Here is a 19,509-nt window from a genome sequence, read left to right as displayed (position 1 = left end):
TTCGCGCGACGGCTTCCAAATTAACTGTTAAGCAAATCGTTAAGTGTTTTCACGAATTTTCAGTTCCAAAAAAACATCTCATCCGCATAGCCGTTTTCATAATTCTGATAGTTTTCCAGGCAATTCCGACGCGCAACCTGGCCGTAACAGCTTTTCAGATAATTCGAATCTTTTTCGGATGAAAGGAAATTATGAAAAAGGCGCGCTACGTTAGTTCGAACAGGCGATCAATCAATATGAGCCATGCGAGAGGGTTAGTCGATAGGCCAAATTGCAAGTTCCATCTTTAAGGTAGCTAAAAAGCCGCTTGGCCTTTTCCATTCATTTTCGCGATCTTTGAAAAAAGACACTTCGGTTCGTGTCTCCCAAAAGTCTAAAATAAGAGGGATTTTGCCGTTGTATTCTATAATTTCAAATCCAAAAAATAATCGATTCCGCGACTCTAGATTCAAAGCTCGCAGATCTAATTCAACTTTGTTTTTATTTCCAGATTTAATTTTGAATCGTAAATCAGTATCTGAAATTGCGTTTCCGGGAGAACCGTTTTTACCAACTTCTAGTATTAAAAGCCTCAGTTCGTATTCTACATCATCATAATCCCGAAATTCCGGATTTTTGAAATATAACACCAAAGAAGAGATTTCTCCTTTCGGAATTCCCTCAACCAGTGAAACAAATTGAAATTTCTCATTTTGAAAACCGCGTGTTTCGCCACGCCTTCCTTTTGTCTTGATGACGACTTCTTCATGTCTTGACACAGAAACCTCATCCAGATACATTATTGAATCATTCGTAATCTTTTGAGCTGACACTAAATTGACAGTGATGCATGTGAAAAGTGTGTAAACCGACAGAGTTCTCATATCACTTTTCTAAATTTTCACAATTGATTGCAGCACGTTATCGTCCGACAAATAAATCACGGACAACTCTCCGGCATTCCGTCAATCCATTGCTTGATCAACAAAACCGCTTCATCATCGACGATGGTACGACCGAGGTTCGGCATCATTTGCGACTGGTCGTTTGTGCTCATCCGAAACGGCATCAGTGAATTCGCGAAATCACGTCCGGCAACGATATAAGGCAATCCCGACCCGCCGTCCTGTGGCGCGACACAAAATCCGTAGTTTGTGGCGTCTGCCGTGGCGGAAAATGCCAAATCCATAGGCGTGTAATCGCAAGGCCCGCCTGGCGAATGGCAATGCGCGCAGTTGATATCGAGGTAGGAACGCGCGCGCAAATCGAGTGATTTCGCCTGATCCTTCCAATCTACCGACGCCACGACCGATGACGGTGCATTCTGCAAAAAGCCATGCTGCGTCCATTTGGCCAATTGGTTCATGGAGCCGTCCGGATATGCGTAATTCTTGAACAGGTTTTGCGGCTTAGGCCCGATCGCCGTTGGGGCACCGTCCTTTCGATGACAGGCGATACACTGCGAAGGCGAAGGAATCTGGTAGTTGATGTCGTACTGCTGGCCGTTTTGGGTGAATTGAACATTTTTTTGGACGGGAACTTCATTGAGAACGGCCTCGGTTTGCGCGTCATTCCAAATATAGCTCGCGAAAACCCATCCGTCCTGCTTCATGATCATCAAACGGGTTTCGATGATTTTTGGCGTGTTGTCCGGGGCGTGCTGCTCGTAATAAAAGTTTTTGATAAGACAGGTTCCGACTGGAAAATCCAGAGATTCCGTATCTGAAACATAATTGGCTTTCACGCCGTCCGGCATCCAGACAAAGCGTTTTTTGGAAGCATAATCGGTAAACAGACCGCTGTTGAGATCGTACGGAAGCACGCCGTCTGCGGGAGAAAGTTCTTTTAAAGTGTTCTTGAAAAACGTGTATTCGGACAACGTCGCATACGGAACTGCGTCAAGATTCACCGTCGGATAAACCGGCACATACGGTTCGTCGTCGCTGAGATTGCCGTCCGGACGATCGTCAGAATCAGAACATCCGGCAACGGTCATTGTCAAAACAACAGCGAAAAACCCAATAATTTTTTTCATCCTCACTTTTTTTGCACAATATATAAATTCCGCACAAAACATTTGGGTTTGTCATTACCGCCAATCCTATTTTTAACTATTCGGCAAATCGGACAACTGCTTTACGAATTTCCCGTTTTCAAAGAAAAACAGGCCGCCGTAATTGTCTTCATCATAAGCGGCACCGGACAATTCGCGTCGGAACATTCTCGAATATTTTGCCCTGTAAACGGTTGGATACGCCTTGGAATTGATCGCATACAAAGGACTTTCAAACGAATTTCGCTGCGCCAGCGTCTCGCCAAGCATGCCGTAACCATTCATCACTAAAAACAGTTTATAACCATTGGCTCGGGCGAACCTTTCATATACGATCATGGGTTTGCAATGATCGGAAGTGCAGCCGTTCGTGAATTCGTAAACCAGTACTTTGTCGTGTTTCGCGATCTCCGAAAGCAGTTGTGCTCCAGTAATCTTGTAAATCTTATCGATTTGCGGGTTTTGGAAATCCGCGTCGGCGACCCTGCTTTTTTGCGCATCATCGAGTTTCTTGTAGTCGTCGGTCAGCCCGTGAATGGCACAGGATTGCAGTAAAAGCATTGCTGGAATAAGCATTAGTTTTTTCATATCTGAGCGTTCATGATATATCCGGTAAGTAGATTGATTCCTAAATCGGATGCATTTCCCAAACCTAATATTTTTTGCACATTTATCAAACCTGAACTTCTTAAACCCATAAAAAAACCCTCACATTACTGTAAGGGTTTCCATTTGTAAACCTGAAGATCTTAATCCGTATATTAATAACGATAGTACTCCGGCTTGAACGGCCCTTGGACCTCAACTCCGATGTAAGCTGCTTGCTCGTCGTTCAGCGTCTCGAGTTCGACACCCAATTTTGCCAGGTGCAAAGCCGCAACTTTCTCGTCAAGGTGTTTCGGCAACATATAAACTTCGTTTTCGTAAGCCGCGCTGTTTTTCCACAACTCGATTTGGGCCAAAGTCTGGTTCGTGAACGAGTTAGACATCACAAAACTAGGGTGACCGGTCGCACAGCCAAGGTTTACCAAACGACCTTCGGCCAAAACGATGATGTCTTTTCCTGCAATCGTGTATTTGTCAACTTGTGGTTTGATTTCGATTTTCGATGCTCCGTGGTTCTTGTTGAGCCAAGCCATGTCGATCTCGTTGTCGAAGTGTCCGATGTTCGAAACGATAGCTTTGTCTTTCATCGCCTCGAAGTGTCTTCCGACTACGATATCCTTGTTACCGGTTGTCGTGATGATGATATCGGCGTTTCCGATGACGGTGTCCAATTTCTTCACTTCGAATCCATCCATTGCCGCCTGAAGCGCGCAGATTGGATCGATTTCGGTAACCGTAACGATAGAACCTGCCCCGCGGAAAGAAGCCGCAGTTCCTTTGCCGACATCGCCGTATCCGCAAACGACAACGCGTTTCCCGGCCAACATGACGTCCGTAGCGCGACGGATCGCATCCACTGCAGATTCCTTGCATCCGTATTTATTGTCGAATTTCGACTTGGTAACTGAGTCGTTCACGTTGATAGCAGGCATCGGAAGCGTCCCGTTTTTCACACGCTCATACAATCTGTGGACACCCGTAGTCGTCTCTTCTGACAAACCTTTGATATCGGCGACCAACTCAGGATAGCGATCGAGCACCATATTTGTCAAATCGCCTCCATCGTCCAAAATCATGTTCAATGGCTTGCGGTCTTCACCAAAGAAAAGCGTTTGCTCGATACACCAGTCGAAATCTTCCTCGTTCAAACCTTTCCAGGCGTAAACCTGTATGCCTGCGTCTGCTATTGCGGCAGCGGCGTGATCCTGAGTGGAAAAAATATTACAAGAAGACCAGGTTACCTCGGCTCCAAGCGCTTTCAAAGTCTCGATCAAAACCGCAGTTTGGATCGTCATGTGCAAGCATCCGGCGATGCGCGCGCCTTTCAAGGGCTGCTCGGCTCCGAATTCCTCGCGAAGTGACATCAATCCCGGCATTTCGGCCTCGGCCAATTCAATTTCTTTACGTCCCCAGGCCGCAAGGGAAATATCTTTCACTTTGTACGCCACATAAGGCATTGTCGTAGTACTCATATCTAAGTTTTGATTAAAGTCTGTAAATCGCCGCAAAAGTACGGATTAACTTTCGGAACAAAAAACCTAAAATCGCTTTATGTCAAGTGTTCCATTTGCTTAATATTTGGTTTGTAGTTGATTCCGATTTTTCTATGCCGGCCGATCCTGGATATTGTTCGCAACACAACCAGAAGATCGATATCCTGCTTCCCGCCGCGGCGCCAATACAAGCGAAGGATTTCCAAATTGACCGATCTTACCAAAGCCATTTATCGGAACTTTAAGAAAATATACAGGAAAACTGTAGCTGCATGCGAACATTTTTGCCTTTCTTAGACATAACATATTTTGGGAAATATGTTATGTCTTCGCGCACGCGAAAAACCAACGCGAACCGTGACCAACACCCAACGAAATTCGCCAATCTGTCCTGCCCCAAAAGCGAACTCCGAAAAACTTTGCTTAAATTCGCTGTCTAACCAGTCTGCTGTCATCCGCGATCTTTCGTTCGACTTTCGACTTTTGACTTTCGATTCCATGCCACTCCACCTCCAGCAAAATATAGGGCCCAAAACCAAACTTTACGTATGGCGCATTGAAGAAGCCTTCGAGGATCTTTTCGACGAAATCCACCTAACAGATTGGAACGTCGTGCGCGTAATGTCGATGAAATCGGAACAACATCAACGCGGTTTCCTGTCGGTTAGGAAACTTTTCGAAGCGGCCGGCTATACCGATTTTGACGTGACCTATGACAAAACGGGAAAACCGCATCTCAGCGACGGCCACCACATTTCGATTTCACATTCCCATGGGTTTTCGGCCGTGATCGTTTCAGACGTTACCGTGGGAATCGATCTCGAACTGATGCGCGACAAAATCGTTCGCATAGCCGACAAATTCACATCCGAAGATGAAGAAGCCTATCTCGAACCCAATTCCAATGAGTACGTGTCCCAACTTACGGTAATCTGGGGCGTGAAAGAGGCGATTTTCAAAATCCGAAACGAAATCGGCATCAGTTTTAAGGACCACATCACTACTTTTGCATTCGATATCAATTCCGGACAAGCCACGGCCCGACTCGATTTCGAGAGCGTGCACCGCCATTTCGACGTAAAATTCCAATATGTCGAAGACCATATGCTTGTCTACGCGTTCGAAACCACCGATGCAACAGCTTTATAACGACATACTCTCGGCCAAAAGCCAACACCGAAAATTGCTCGCCATCCTGCTCGATCCGGACAAAATCGATTGGGAAAACCTGAACCTGCTGATCGGGAAACTTTGCGATTCTCCCGCAACCCACATTTTCATTGGCGGAAGTCTCGTGTTTACCGACCGGATCGACGAACTCATTGTCGAAATAAAAGACCGATGCCATTTGCCGATCCTCTTGTTCCCTGGAAATCCTTCCCAAATTTCACATGAAGCCGACGGCATCCTTTTTCTTTCGTTGCTTTCGGGCAGAAATCCTGATTTTTTGATCGGTCATCATGTCAAAGCCGCATCAGTCCTACGAAACTCGAACCTGGAAATCATTCCGACGGGCTACTTGCTGATCGCCTCGGGAAGCCAGACGGCGGTGGCCAAAGTATCGGGCACGGAACCGTTGTCTGACAAAGAGGAAATCGTCTCCACGGCGATTGCGGGCCAAATGCTCGGAACGAAATTGATCTATCTCGAAGCCGGAAGCGGCGCGAAAAACCCGGTGGCGACCGATGTTATCTCGTCCGTTTCGGAGAATCTGGAAATACCGTTGATCGTCGGAGGCGGTATCCGAAGCAAGTCAGGAATTCAAATGGCGTTCGATGCCGGGGCAGATCTTGTCGTCATCGGTACGGCATTTGAAAACGACCTCAATTTTTTCGAGCATGACTGATTTTTACGATTTTTTCCTGGCTTCTTATCGGAATACGCCAAACGTAGTAATTGCCATTGAGGCGATCGTTTTCGTCTTCGGGATCGCCAGTGTCTGGTTTGCGCGCAAAGAAAACATTCTCGTATATCCGACCGGCCTCATCGCCACGACGCTGACCGTTTACTTGCTTTTCCGGGCCGACTACATTGGGGACATGCTCATAAATGTTTATTACTCCATCATGAGCATCTTCGGATGGTACAATTGGGCAAAGAAAGGTCCGGACGATAATCCGATTCCGATTTCGCGAACCGATACGACCCAAAAATTAACAGGAATAGCGATGTTTTTGGTCACTATTGTGGTTATTTTCGCAATTTACAAAGCCACCGCAACCGAAATTCGAACAGAGAATTACCTCGATATTTTTATCTCCGGTCTTTTCTTTACCGGCATGTGGTACATGGCTTTGAAGAAGATTGAAAACTGGACGCTCTGGATCATCGGCGATTTGATCGCTATTCCTATTTACGCCTATCGCGGTCTCGGAATCCTGGCGCTCCAATACGTAATATTCACCGTCTTGGCCATTATGGCGTATTTGGAATGGAGAAAAACACTGAACAGCTCCCAAGCGGGAACCCTATAATTGCCCAGGAAGTCCGTTTGCGAAAGATCGGGTTTTCGACTTCCGATTTTGAACAAATCAGAAATCACGGCCTGAGCCTGGACACCATCGAAAAAGAACTCGAGATTTTCCGGCAGGGCATTCCAAAAACCTGGCTCGAGCGGCCTGCGACGTTAAAAGACGGTATCCTCGCTTTTTCCGAATCGGATTTTAGGGAAGCGGCGGCATTCTTCGATTCGAATAAAGAACGGTTCAAGCTCAAGAAGTTCGTTCCAGCCTCGGGCGCGGCCAGTCGCATGTTTAAATTCCTGTCGACATTCCTGAACGAATTCGACAGCACGAAAGACACGATCAACGCCTACATCAACCGCACCAATATGACGTCCTTGTCTATTTTCCTTGCCGGAAAAGACAATCTTCCTTTTTACAAAGACCTGGTTGCAAAAGTCGACTTCAATAAAAAGGATGGCGAACTTCGCGAATCCGACCGGCGCAATTACGATCTTATCAAGACGTTGCTCGCGCCCGACCAATTCGATTATTGCAACAAACCAAAGGGCGTGCTTCCGTTTCACAAATACAGCGACCACGTCGCCACTCCAATAGAAGAACATTTGCGAGAAGGCGCGCGCTATGCCAGTTCCAATGGCATATCTTATGTTCATTTTACGGTCTCGAAAGAACATCAGGGCGAATTCGAATCTGTGATAGCAGCTACAAAGCCAACGATCGAGGCCGAAACTGGAATGGATATCCGCGTGAGTTTCTCGTATCAGGACAAACAGACCGACACAATAGGCGTCGACCTCAAAAACGATCCGTTCCGCGACGACAACGGGCATCTCGTTTTTCGCCCTGGCGGACACGGCGCACTGATCAACAACCTCAATGCAATCGACGCCGACATCGTCTTTATCAAAAATATCGACAACGTCATCCAAAACCATATCGAGGTCATTACACTTTACAAAAAGGCGCTCGGAGGCATCCTGATGGCGACACAGCAAAAGATTTTCGACTATCTCAGGCAAATTGAAAGCGACTATGTCGAACCCGGAGATATAGACGAGATGATCGATTTCCTCAAAAAAGAACTCAACGTTTTCATATACAGCGACTTCCACAAGTTTACCAACGAAAACAAGATTGCTTTTATCAGACAAAAACTGAACAGGCCGCTTCGCATTTGCGGCATGGTAAAAAACGAAGGCGAACCCGGAGGCGGCCCGTTTTGGGTGCGCGGCCAACAAGGCAACATCTCGCTTCAGATCGTCGAGACATCACAGGTGGAGCTCAATAATCCGCAGCAAGTGGCCATTATCGACGGCTCGACGCATTTTAATCCGGTAGACATCGTCTGTTCGATCAAAGACTTCAAAGGCGAAAAATTCGACCTAACCGAATTTATCGATCACGAACGCGGCTTCATCGTAAACAAAGCCAAAAACGGCCGTGAACTCAAAGCCTACGAACTCCCCGGTCTCTGGAACGGCGCCATGGCAAAATGGAATACCATTTTCGTCGAAGTACCGCTCGTGACGTTCAATCCGGTCAAGACGGTCAACGACCTGCTCAAACCCGCTCATCAACCGCAAAATGGACAAGGATAAAATTCAGTCGGAATTGCAGTACAAAGCCGTACGTTCCAGCGGTGCCGGCGGACAAAACGTCAACAAGGTCGCGTCAAAGGTAGAATTGACGTTCGATCTCGAAAACTCCTGTTGTTTTTCCGAAGAAGAAAAGGCGCGTCTGCGCGAAAAATTAGTTACACGACTCAACAAATCGGGTCAGCTCATCCTCAAATCCGACGAAGACAGAAGCCAGCTCAAGAACAAGGAAATCGTGACCAAACGTTTCTTCGAACTCGTCGCAAAGGCACTTCATGTTCCCAAAATCCGCAAGGCCACGAAAATCCCACGTTCGATAGTAGAAAAGCGATTGAAGACAAAGCGAAATGCATCCGAGATCAAGAAATTGCGAAAGAGGCCGCTTTAAAGTTAGGTTTCGCTTTTTTTGCGCGCGATGTTTTGATTTGCTTTTGCATCTCTAGACCTAACAAATCTCCAAGATTTGTTAGGTCTGCAAAGTTCAGATTTAAAAAATCAAACCTTATACAGTTTTTCTGCCTTTATTGTTAAAATAAAAATCGTCGTTCTCAAAATATCAAATTCCAAAGTCAGAATTTAGGAATTTTAAACTACTTTTGCCCCGTCTCAAAGGGGTGCTCGCAAGGGCTGAGATTATACCCATAGAACCTCGAACAGGTAATGCTGTTTAGGAATTCACCGACGACGTAGCGTGCACCTACGCGTCAAACCGTTTTTTTATAACCTGAATAATTGCCCCTTTTATTCGTAATCATTTACGAATGAAAACTTTATTCCATTTTTTGCTGAAAAGCAACTATTCGGCACGATCGTATGGGCGTGCCGGCGGCCTTGACGAGCCGGAAACCAACAAAACATTTGGCCGCCGTCGGGCTTTACATTGCAATCTTTCGGCGGCTCCACTGCGCTCCGCCGCCAAAAGGATTTACATTTCAATCCCTCACGCGACACTCGTTCCCGCAACCCTCCTATTAACCGGATTCGCATCTTTTGCCCAAACGACCCAGGATACGACCAAAGTCGAAAAGCTCGACGACGTGATCGTACAGTCGATCCGCGCGACATCGAAAACGCCGGTTACCTATTCCAACCTCAAAAAAGAGGAATTCGAAAAGCGCAACCTCGGCCAGGACATCCCGCAATTGCTCAATTTTTTGCCGTCCGTTGTCACGACTTCAGACGCAGGTAATGCCATTGGCTATTCCGGGATTCGGGTAAGAGGAACCGACGCCACGCGCGTCAACGTCACCATCAACGGCGTTCCCTATAATGATGCGGAATCCATGGGGACGTTTTGGGTCAATATGCCGGACTTTGCTTCTTCTACAGAGAATCTCCAATTGCAGCGCGGCGTCGGGACATCCACGAACGGTTCGGGTGCATTCGGCGCAAGCCTCAACGTCCTCACCGATTCCTATTCCGAAAAAGCCTCGGGCGAAATCGCGAATTCGTTCGGAAGTTTCAACACGCGAAAACACACGGTCAAGTTTTCGTCAGGATTGCTTGGCGAGCGCTTCGAAATGGCCGGTCGATTGTCCAATATCGAATCGGATGGTTATATCGATCGCGCTTTCTCAAGCCTCAAATCGTATTTTCTGCAAGGAACTTATGTCAACAAAGGAACGCTCATCAAAGCGCTCGTTTTCGGAGGCAAAGAAAAGACCTATCAATCGTGGAACGGCCTCGAAGATCCCGAAAAGTTGCGCAATGACCGCACTTACAATACCGCCGGCGAATATGTCGATGACGATGGCGTGACACGTTTTTACGACAACCAAACCGATAACTACGACCAGGACCACTACCAATTGCACTGGACGCAAAGATGGAACGACGCCTGGAGTTCGACGGCGGCTTTGCACTACACGATCGGGAAAGGCTACTACGAAAATTACCGCACAGGCGAAACCCTGTCCGATTACGGTATCGATTCCCAAGTTATCGATGGAGGCCTCGTCGAAGAAAGCGACCTCGTCGATCAAAAATGGCTCGATAATGACTTTTACGGCGGAACGTTTTCGGTCAATTACCGCAAAAACAAACTCGATGCGATCTTAGGCGGCGGCTGGAATGAATACGACGGCGATCACTTCGGCAAAGTGCTTTGGACAAGAAGTGTCGTGCTTCCGGTTTACGGTCAACGCTATTACAACGATCGCGGCGTAAAAAAGGACGGCAATATCTTCGCGAAAGCCAACTATCAGGTTCTGGAAAAACTCAACCTATTTGCTGATTTGCAATACCGACGTGTTTCCTACAGCGCCAATGGCCTCGACACCGGTTTCGTACAAGACCGCTTCAACTTTTTCAATCCGAAAGCCGGAGCAACATATTCGATAAACGAACGTCAAAACCTGTATGCCTCTTACGCCCGCGCCAACCGCGAACCCAACCGCACCGATTACGAAAGCGGCAATCCGCGTCCGGAGCAATTGGACGATTTTGAGCTTGGTTGGAGATATGCATCTGCGAAAGCGAGAATCAATGTGAACGCTTATTACATGAAATACAACGACCAGTTGGTCTTGACAGGCGAGTTGAACGACGTGGGCGCGCCGATACGCGAAAACAGCGGCAAGAGCTACCGCCTGGGACTTGAAGTCGAAGCGGCTTTGGCCATCACAGACAAATGGTCGATTCGCCCTAACGTGACGGTCAGCACGAACAAAAACCAGGATTTCGTCTTCCAACGCGATGGCTCGCTGACCAATCTGGGCGATACCAACATTGCGTTTTCACCTAATGTCGTGGCGGCCAATGCGATTACTTTCGCACCTGCGACTGGCTTTCAGGTTACCTTGTTGTCGAAGTTCGTCGGGGAACAATATATGGGCAACATCGACTCGGAAACTTCCAAACTGGACAGTTACGCGACTTCCGATTTGAGTATTTCGTATGAATGGAAAAACGTCGGTTTTTTCAGGTCGGTCGCAATCTCTGGATTGGTCAATAATATTTTCGATTACGAGTATGAGTCGAACGGGTATTTTTACACCTACGATGACGATTTTTCGACGCCGGGAACCGTCACGACCGTTGAGGGCGCCGGTTTCTATCCACAGGCCGGAATCAATTTCCTGGCGGGACTTACACTGAAATTTTAATTACTTAAGTTGGTTATGGATCCCGATCGGTTTTGGCTGGTCGGGATTTTTTTTGAGGTAGTTTTGGGCTGCGGACGGAGAATTCTGCGGCTTTTTTATCGCGCGCGCAAGACCTAACAAATCTTAAAGATTTGTTAGGTCTGGAAAGTTCGACGTTATCGCGCAGAATCCAAAACAGGAAATCTGTACTTTTTGTTAAATCGCACCACTCATCCGAGCTGAATTTCCGATCCTGAACATCAATCCTTTTGCTACCTTTAGCCCTCCAACGCAACCATTATGAAAAAAATCCTGACGATAGCGTCGTTTTTCGTTCTCTCCATTTCCTTTTGCCAACCAAAACATACTTACATCCGACCGCTTATCGGGACTGCCAAAATGGGACACACTTTTCCCGGCGCAACCGTTCCGTTCGGTTCCGTGCAATTGAGTCCGGAAACCGATACGATCGCCTACGAAAAAGATCGCAAATACAACGGGAAGGTCTATGAATACTGCGCGGGCTATCAATATGCCGATAAAACGATCGTCGGTTTTTCGCACACCCATTTTAACGGGACGGGCCATTCCGACTTGGGCGATTTCCTGGTCATGCCAACCGTCGGGAAACTGCAACTGAATCCGGGAACGGCTAATCATCCTGAAAACGGCTACCGTTCCAAATTCTCCCACGCAAACGAAATTTCCCAGGCGAATTACTACAAGGTGAAGCTCGACGACAATAATATCCTTGCGGAAATGACGACTTCCCAACGCGTCGGATTTCATCAATATACCTTTCCGAAATCTGACCAGGCGCATATTATCTTGGATTTGATGGCCAACATTTACAATCACGAGGAAAAGAATGTCTGGACGTTCATCCGCGTGGAGAACGACACTTTGGTAACTGGTTTTCGCCAGACTAACGGATGGGCGAGAACGCGTACGGTTTATTTTGCCATGAGTTTTTCCAAACCGATCAAAAACTACGGTTTCAAAAATTACGATACCGAGAATATTTACAATGGCTTTTGGCGCAAGTTTGACCAATCGAAGAATTTTCCCGAGGCTGCCGGTCCAAAACTCAAGGCATATTTCGACTTCGCCACGTCCGAAAGTGAAAAAATCAAGATAAAATTCGCGCTTTCACCCGTTTCCTCAGCCGGAGCATTGGCTAATATGAAAGCTGAAATTCCGCATTGGGATTTTGAAAAAGCAAAGTCGGACGGACAGCATTTGTGGGAAAAAGAACTCGACAAGATCACCGTCGAAACCTTGAGTGAGAACGACAAGGTCAATTTTTATACGGCGATGTACCACGCTTTCATCAATCCGACGGTTTATATGGATGTCGACGGAAGCTACAAAGGCCTTGACCAAAACGTCCACAAAGCCGACAATTTCACGAACTACACGACATTTTCGCTTTGGGACACGTATCGGGCGCTGCATCCGCTTTTCAATCTGGTGCAGCCAAAACGCAACTCAGACATGATCAAATCGATGCTCGCGCATTACGACCAATCGGTTCATCGCGCTTTGCCCGTCTGGTCGCACTATGCCAACGAAAATTGGTGCATGATCGGCTATCATTCGGTGTCGGTAATTGCCGATGCGATAGCGAAAGGAAACGATAATTTCGACACCAAAAAAGCGTTGGACGCCGTCGTATCGTCTTCGAATATGTCGTATAACGACGGAATTGGCGATTACGTGAAAATGGGTTATGTCCCCGAAGATCGCAGCGGCGCATCGGTTTCCAAAACGCTCGAATATGCTTATGACGATTGGGCGATCGCGCAAATGGCAAAGAAACTGGGTCGGGATGACGTTTATGCGACCTATTCCAAACGCGCACAAAACTTCAACAATGTGTTCGACAAAAAGTCCGGTTTTATGCGTCCGAAGCTGGCCGACGGAACTTTTAAAAAGGAATTCGATCCGCTTGACACGCACGGCCAGGGCTTCATCGAAGGAAACGCCTGGAATTATAGCCTGTACGTTCCGCATGACGTGGCAAAACTTACGGAGTTAAATGGCGGGAAAGAAAAATTTTCCCAACATCTCGATTCGCTTTTCACGATGCAGTTGCCCGATAAATATTTCGAAAATACGGAAGACATCACACGCGACGGCATCATTGGGAATTACGTTCACGGCAACGAACCTTCGCATCACGTTGCGTACTTGTACGATTATCTCGGACAACCGTGGAAAACACAGGAACGCGTCAGGATGATTCTACGCAAAATGTTTCATTCGGGGCCAGATGGTTTGGGCGGAAACGACGACACCGGCCAAATGAGCGCCTGGTATATTTTCTCATCGTTAGGATTTTATCCCGTCGCGCCTGGCTCGGATGAGTATGCATTCGGAAGCCCGCTTGTAAAAAAGGCGACGTTGAAATTCGAAAACGGGAAAACGCTTGTGATTTCGGCTAAAAACCAATCTGAAAAGAATGTTTATGTGAGTAAAATCGAGCTCAACGGAAAAGAAATCCCTCGCGATTTCGTCAAACACTCCCAGCTTGTCGGCGGAGGCGAACTCACTTTTTACATGTCAAACAAACCCAAAAAATGAAAAAATTCTTATATCTGTTCTTGATCGGATTTTCGGCTTCGGGCCAAATCGTCAACGAAATTTCCGATTATGTCGAATGGGTCAATCCGCTTATCGGAACCCAATCGACGCCGGGCTTTTCAAACGGAAATACGTATCCCGCGATCGCAATGCCGTGGGGCATGAACTTCTGGTCGCCTCAAACCGGGAAAATGGGTCACGGCTGGATGTACGGCTACAACGACATGAAAATCCGCGGTTTCAAGCAGACGCACCAACCTTCGCCCTGGATGAACGATTACGGACAATTTTCGATCATGCCGACCGTCGGAAAAATAAAGGTCAAAGAAGACGATCGCGCCAGTTTTTTCTCGCATAAAGCCGAAATTTCCCGACCACATTGCTACAGTGTTTACCTTGCAGATTACGACATGACGACCGAAATCACGCCTACCGAACGCGCGGCCGTCTTTAAATTTTCGTTCAAGAAAACCGATTCGGCAAACGTCATCATCGACGCGTTCGACAAAGGTTCGTACGTAAAGATCATTTCGTCAGAAAATAAAATCATCGGTTATACGACCAAGAATTCTGGAGGCGTTCCGTCTAATTTCAAGAATTATTTCGTGATTCAATTCGATAGGAATTTTTCGTATTCGGGTACGTTCTCGGGAGATAATTTTTCGATCGGAACGCTTGAAAAACAAGACAACCACGTCGGGGCGGTTTTGGGATTCAAATCTGATGGCAAACCGATTACCGCCAAAGTCGCTTCGTCTTTCATCAGCTACGAACAAGCCGAATTGAATCTCAACGAAGTGCGTAACAAAGATTTTGAAACCGTAAAATCAGAAGGTAAAAGCCGATGGAACGAAGTGCTCGGAAAAGTCAAGGTTTCGGGCGGAACCGTCGATCAGATGCGTACTTTTTACTCGTGTTTGTATCGAAGTGTGTTGTTCCCACGAGCGTTTTACGAATTCGACGCCAGCGGCAAACCGATCCATTACAGCCCTTACAACGGGGAAGTTTTACCGGGTTACATGTTTACCGATACCGGTTTTTGGGACACGTTCCGCGCGCTGTTCCCATTCGTAAACCTCGTGTATCCTCAAATGGGCGCCAAAATGCAGGAAGGCCTCGTCAACGCTTACAAGGAAGGCGGCTGGCTACCGGAATGGGCGAGCCCGGGTTATCGCAACATCATGGTAGGGAACAATTCCGCGTCTATCGTTTCGGAAGCCTATCTGAAAGGCTTGCGCGGATACGACATCGAAACGTTGTACGAAGCGGCTTTAAAAGGTGCGAACGCCCAAGGCCCGATGGAAGCCGTCGGGCGCGCCGGAGCGGACTATTACAAAACGCTGGGATATGTCCCATATGATGTCAAGATCAATGAGAATGCGGCGCGAACGATCGAATACGCGTACGATGATTTTGCGATCTACCAATTGGCCAAACTGCTCAAAAAGCCAAAAAGCGAAGTCGAGTTATACAAAAACCGAAGCCTCAATTACAAAAAATTGTTCGATAAAAAATCAGGGTTGATGCGCGGCAAGAACAAAGACGGGAAATTCCAGTCGCCTTTCAATCCCTTCAAATGGGGCGATGCATTTACAGAGGGCAATTCATGGCATTACACCTGGTGCGTTTTTCACGACATCAAAGGCTTGTCCGATTTGATGGGCGGAAAGGAAAAATTCGCGATGAAACTCGATTCGGTATTTTCGCTTGCGCCGATATTTGACGATACCTACTATGGAGGCACGATTCACGAGATCCGCGAAATGCAAGTGGCCAACATGGGGCAATATGCACACGGCAACCAACCGATCCAACACATGCCTTATTTGTATAATTATGCTGGAAAACCTTGGAAGACGCAATATTGGGTGCGCGAAATCATGAACCGCATGTATTTACCGACGCCCGACGGTTATTGCGGAGATGAAGACAACGGCCAGACTTCGGCTTGGTATGTGTTTTCCGCTCTCGGATTTTATCCGGTGACGCCGGCCAGCAACGAATATGTTTTGGGTGCGCCTCTGTTCAAAAAAGCAGAAATTTCACTAGATGGTGCGAAAAAAATCGTCATATCCGCCCAAGCGAACTCCGCTGGGAACCGCTATATCGACTCGGCTACGAAAGACGGAAAGTCATTTACGGAAAACTTTATCAGACACGACGAGATCATCCGCGGAACAGAAATCGACTTTAAAATGTCCGACCAACCGAACACAAAAAAGGGCACATCCGAAAAAGACGCGCCCTATTCCCTGTCGTCCGACAAAGATTAATTGTAAACCCTGATCACGCCGTTGGCCACCTGGACGCGATACGGCTTCATGCGATAGCGTTGCCCTTCGGCAAGACCGCTGTAAAAACTGTATTCGGCATCGTCGCATGGGCAAATGGCGCTGATTCCCTGTTCCACCATCGTGGAGCAAGACGAAAGTTCCTGGTTCGGGCACGCGGCGTCAAACGCGTTGTAATTTCCGGGACTTATGCAGAACACGTAAATTCCCCTTGCGCCATAACCGGGAACGTAGGCCGCATTGCCGGGAAAATTGAGATCGTTGTAAGAGGGAAGGCTCAAATTGATATCGACGGTAAACCTTTGGTTCGGAATATACGGATTGTGATTGTTGAAGCCTTCGTCGTCGCAAGCAAAGAGGATCGGCATGAGCAGTAGTATTAAAAAACGTTTCATTTTAAATTTTTATAAAAAACGATGCCCACAAATTTAATTTATTTAAATTTGGGATGTGCCCGGTTAACATTTAATTATCCGTCGGCCCAAAAACACATAACGACAATTGTGCTATCTTTGTATAAAGAATCCCGCCTGAGTGGGATTTTTTCTGTTTTTATAAGCGTTGGAGTCGTGACAAAAACACGACATGATTGAATTTAATTCACAAATTATGAGTACTGTATCCTATTATACCGCAGACGGATTGAAGAAGCTGCGCGAAGAACTTGACCACCTGAAAAACGTGATGCGCCCAAAAGCGTCACAAGATATAGCGGACGCCCGCGACAAAGGCGATCTTTCTGAAAACGCCGAATATGATGCCGCCAAAGAAGCTCAGGGCTTGCTTGAAATGCGCATCGCGAAGCTCGAGGAATTACACGCCAACGCCCGACTCATAGACGAGTCCCAACTCGATACTTCAAAAGCCTTGGTGTTGTCTAAAGTAAAGATTCGCAACCAGGCCAACAAAATGGAAATGACCTACACGCTCGTAGCCGAAAGCGAAGCGGATCTCAAAGCCGGGAAAATTTCGGTAACGTCGCCAATCGGCAAAGGCCTGCTTGGGAAATCTGTCGGAGACATAGCCGAAATCACGGTTCCAAACGGCAAACTGAACTTTGAGGTCCTCGAAATCTCGAGAGATTGATCTGATTAGTTCCCGACAAGCGGACACAAACTCCCGGCAACCTATTCGCAACCGCCTAAATCTTTCACTATCTCACAATTACTCAATAATTCAGCAATTCGCTAATTCAGCAATTCGCTAATTCGCTAATTATCTAATCATCCAATTGACATGTCCATTTTCACCAAAGTAATCGAAGGCGAACTGCCAGCGTATAGAATTACCGAAGACGAGCATTATCTTGCTTTTCTCGACATCAACCCGAATGCGAAAGGTCATACGTTGTGCATTCCGAAAAAGGAAACCGACAAGATTTTCGACCTCGAGGCGGATGAATACATCGGTTTGATGAAATTCTCGCGTCGCGTCGCCAGGGCGTTGGAAAAAGCAGTTCCCTGCAAACGCGTCGGAATGGCGGTCATCGGCCTTGAAGTGCCACACGCCCACGTCCACCTGATTCCGCTTAACCACATGGACGAGATGCGTTTCGAACAAAAAGTAAAACTGGAACACGACGATTTTGAAAAGATCGTACACGACATTCGCGAAGAGCTTCTGAAACATTAATAACGTGCTTCCTACCGCAATAAAGCCGCCTTTTCGGGCGGTTTTTTTTATTCCCAAAACTCACCGAATCCTCCGCTACGGGAATTTTCCAAAAGTCATCACCGAAATTTAACGTGGCCAAACCGTGCCTTTGCGTACATTTGCACACTTTTAAAACCAACAACTTACATGCTAAAAATTTTACTCTGTTTGATGATCCTTGCGTCGGCTGCTCAGGCCAATGCTCAGTTCCAGGAAAATTTCGACGCCGGGAACGCGATTCCGTCAGGATGGTCGACGATTAACCTTGGTGGCGCCAATGGCTGGACCGTCACATCATCTGTGGCCAACGGTGGCGCGCATAGCGGAACCCGGGCCGCCGTAATCAGTTTTGAAAATGCGGCCCACAACGATTTCCTGATCACGCCTCAAATCGAGGTAACACAAGGTCAATCCGATCGATTTTCATTTTGGGTGCGCTCGCGCGATGCCGATTATCTCGAGCCTTACGAAGTCGTGCTTTCTACGACCAACAATACAAACGCGGACGCCTTCACCGAAGTGTTGCAATCCGAAGAAATCGCAGCGGTAACTTGGGTTAAAAAGGAATTCGACCTCAGCGATTACGAAGGCGAAACGGTCTACATCGCCATTCGCGCCACGGGACAAAATTTATATGCGCTTTATGTAGACGACGCGAAAAACGATGCGTTGACGACGTGTCCGGCTGTAACTGGTTTCGGATTCGCAAATGCGCAAACTAACGCCGTGACCCTGAACTGGGACAACGTAAGTGCTGCTTATCAATATGCGATCGGACCGGTTTCGGAAACTAACCCAAATGCTTTGACAGCTTTCGACGTTGCGACGAATTCAGCGACTCCGGATCTTGAACCGGGAACGACTTACAAAGCTTGGGTACGCACGAATTGTTCGGGTTCTTTTGGCGATTGGACGGAACCTATCACGTTTACGACACTTTGCGCCCCAATCCCTGCCACTGCTTTGCCATGGACAGAAGGTTTTGAAAATCTGCAAACCGTCGGCACAGACACTTTCCCGAATTGCTGGACGGAACAAGGCGGTCAATGGAGGACAACGTTGTCATCTTCGTTCGTTTTCGACACGAATGCGCGTACCGGCGAAAAGTTCCTGTCGATCTACCGGCTTGCACTTAACGACCACATCTGGTCGCCCGCTTTCTCGCTTCAAGGTGGCGTTTCTTACGACTTCAGCTTCTACGCGGCAGGTTACGATCAGCAGGACACCTGGGACGCCCAAGTCTTCGTCAACACTTCTGCCAATGCTGCGAATGCGTCTGCGCTTGGCGATCCATTTTACACAGTTGGTGAAATTGCCTCAAGTTCGTATCAACTGATCAAACGCACGTTCACGCCACCGGCAGATGGTGTTTATCATTTTTCCATTCGTGTAAATGAATATACGCAGGAACCGACGTATTTGAGTTTTGACGATTTTTTACTAGAGGAATCAGCGCTTTCGACTCCTGATCACGGAGATGGAAGTTTCAGGTTTTTCCCGAATCCGGTAACCGATGTCTTGGTGCTTTCTGGTGAAACCGAAATCAAGTCAGCCGAAATCTTCAACATGCTTGGCCAACGCTTATTTTCCCAAGTGATCAACGCGACGCAAGCCCGTCTCGACCTTTCAGCCTTACAGCCCGGAACGTATGTTGTCAAAACAGCGACAGCACATGGAACCAAGACAATCAAAATCGCGAAGCAATAAG

Annotated in this window: 16 protein-coding genes; 11 read left to right on the top strand and 5 right to left on the bottom strand. The window is 47.3% G+C overall.

The features are described from left to right. Positions 1-254: 254 nt before the first annotated feature. The 4 genes from HC229_RS07280 to ahcY all read right to left on the bottom strand — a co-directional run bounded on the left by HC229_RS07280 (position 255) and on the right by ahcY (position 4,110). A complete protein-coding gene (locus HC229_RS07280) occupies positions 255-863 on the bottom strand; it encodes a hypothetical protein (protein ID WP_191019803.1) in 609 nt (202 codons plus the stop codon). Between the two features lie 56 nt (positions 864-919). Beyond that, on the bottom strand, positions 920-2,014 hold the full coding sequence (locus HC229_RS07275) for a hypothetical protein (RefSeq protein WP_191019802.1): 1,095 nt from the start codon (positions 2,012-2,014) through the stop codon (positions 920-922). A gap of 72 nt (positions 2,015-2,086) precedes the next feature. Further along, the gene (locus HC229_RS07270; protein WP_191019801.1) at positions 2,087-2,620 is read right to left on the bottom strand and encodes a hypothetical protein; all 534 of its coding nucleotides are present in this window, start codon (positions 2,618-2,620) and stop codon (positions 2,087-2,089) included. Between the two features lie 173 nt (positions 2,621-2,793). Continuing rightward, on the bottom strand, positions 2,794-4,110 hold the full coding sequence (ahcY, locus tag HC229_RS07265) for an adenosylhomocysteinase (RefSeq protein WP_191019800.1): 1,317 nt from the start codon (positions 4,108-4,110) through the stop codon (positions 2,794-2,796). Between the two features lie 519 nt (positions 4,111-4,629). Here ahcY and HC229_RS07260 point away from each other — a divergent pair. The 8 genes from HC229_RS07260 (at position 4,630) to HC229_RS07225 (ending at position 16,130) form a co-directional block, all read left to right on the top strand. Beyond that, positions 4,630-5,280, top strand: a complete 651-nt coding sequence (locus HC229_RS07260; protein ID WP_191019799.1) for a 4'-phosphopantetheinyl transferase family protein — start codon at positions 4,630-4,632, stop codon at positions 5,278-5,280. Beyond that, positions 5,264-5,977, top strand: coding sequence for a phosphoglycerol geranylgeranyltransferase (locus HC229_RS07255; RefSeq protein ID WP_191019798.1), 714 nt, complete (start codon positions 5,264-5,266; stop codon positions 5,975-5,977). The genes HC229_RS07260 and HC229_RS07255 overlap by 17 nt, the downstream gene beginning before the upstream one ends. Then, on the top strand, positions 5,970-6,605 hold the full coding sequence (gene pnuC, locus HC229_RS07250; protein WP_191019797.1) for a nicotinamide riboside transporter PnuC: 636 nt from the start codon (positions 5,970-5,972) through the stop codon (positions 6,603-6,605). The genes HC229_RS07255 and pnuC overlap by 8 nt, the downstream gene beginning before the upstream one ends. Continuing rightward, on the top strand, positions 6,563-8,194 hold the full coding sequence (locus tag HC229_RS07245; RefSeq protein ID WP_191019796.1) for a DUF4301 family protein: 1,632 nt from the start codon (positions 6,563-6,565) through the stop codon (positions 8,192-8,194). Before pnuC ends, HC229_RS07245 begins: the two co-directional genes overlap by 43 nt. Beyond that, a complete protein-coding gene (gene arfB / locus HC229_RS07240) occupies positions 8,181-8,579 on the top strand; it encodes an alternative ribosome rescue aminoacyl-tRNA hydrolase ArfB (RefSeq protein WP_191019795.1) in 399 nt (132 codons plus the stop codon). Before HC229_RS07245 ends, arfB begins: the two co-directional genes overlap by 14 nt. Before the next feature lie 373 nt (positions 8,580-8,952). Continuing rightward, positions 8,953-11,295, top strand: a complete 2,343-nt coding sequence (locus tag HC229_RS07235) for a TonB-dependent receptor (RefSeq protein WP_191019794.1) — start codon at positions 8,953-8,955, stop codon at positions 11,293-11,295. A 279-nt stretch (positions 11,296-11,574) separates the two neighbouring features. After that, positions 11,575-13,857, top strand: coding sequence for a GH92 family glycosyl hydrolase (locus HC229_RS07230; protein WP_191019793.1), 2,283 nt, complete (start codon positions 11,575-11,577; stop codon positions 13,855-13,857). Then, positions 13,854-16,130, top strand: a complete 2,277-nt coding sequence (locus tag HC229_RS07225) for a GH92 family glycosyl hydrolase (protein ID WP_191019792.1) — start codon at positions 13,854-13,856, stop codon at positions 16,128-16,130. Before HC229_RS07230 ends, HC229_RS07225 begins: the two co-directional genes overlap by 4 nt. Here the strand turns inward: HC229_RS07225 and HC229_RS07220 are convergent. Next, complete coding sequence (locus HC229_RS07220; RefSeq protein WP_191019791.1) at positions 16,127-16,543, bottom strand: Rieske (2Fe-2S) protein; 417 nt, start codon at positions 16,541-16,543, stop codon at positions 16,127-16,129. The two genes, HC229_RS07225 and HC229_RS07220, sit on opposite strands and share 4 nt — an antisense overlap. 214 nt (positions 16,544-16,757) lie before the next feature. On the opposite strand from HC229_RS07220, the gene greA reads away from it, so the two are divergent. The 3 genes from greA to HC229_RS07205 all read left to right on the top strand — a co-directional run bounded on the left by greA (position 16,758) and on the right by HC229_RS07205 (position 19,508). Further along, on the top strand, positions 16,758-17,234 hold the full coding sequence (gene greA, locus HC229_RS07215; protein WP_191019790.1) for a transcription elongation factor GreA: 477 nt from the start codon (positions 16,758-16,760) through the stop codon (positions 17,232-17,234). 150 nt (positions 17,235-17,384) lie between these two features. Then, entirely contained in the window at positions 17,385-17,780 is a 396-nt protein-coding gene (locus tag HC229_RS07210) for an HIT family protein (protein WP_191019789.1), read from the top strand. A gap of 168 nt (positions 17,781-17,948) precedes the next feature. Further along, positions 17,949-19,508 carry a T9SS-dependent choice-of-anchor J family protein gene (locus HC229_RS07205; protein WP_191019788.1) on the top strand — a complete coding sequence of 520 codons (1,560 nt, stop codon included), beginning with the start codon at positions 17,949-17,951 and terminating at the stop codon, positions 19,506-19,508. The last annotated feature ends 1 nt before the right edge of the window (position 19,509 follow it).

Source organism: Flavobacterium selenitireducens, assembly GCF_014748335.1.
Lineage (GTDB): Bacteria > Bacteroidota > Bacteroidia > Flavobacteriales > Flavobacteriaceae > Flavobacterium > Flavobacterium selenitireducens.
This window is presented reverse-complemented; position numbering and strand designations above follow the sequence as displayed.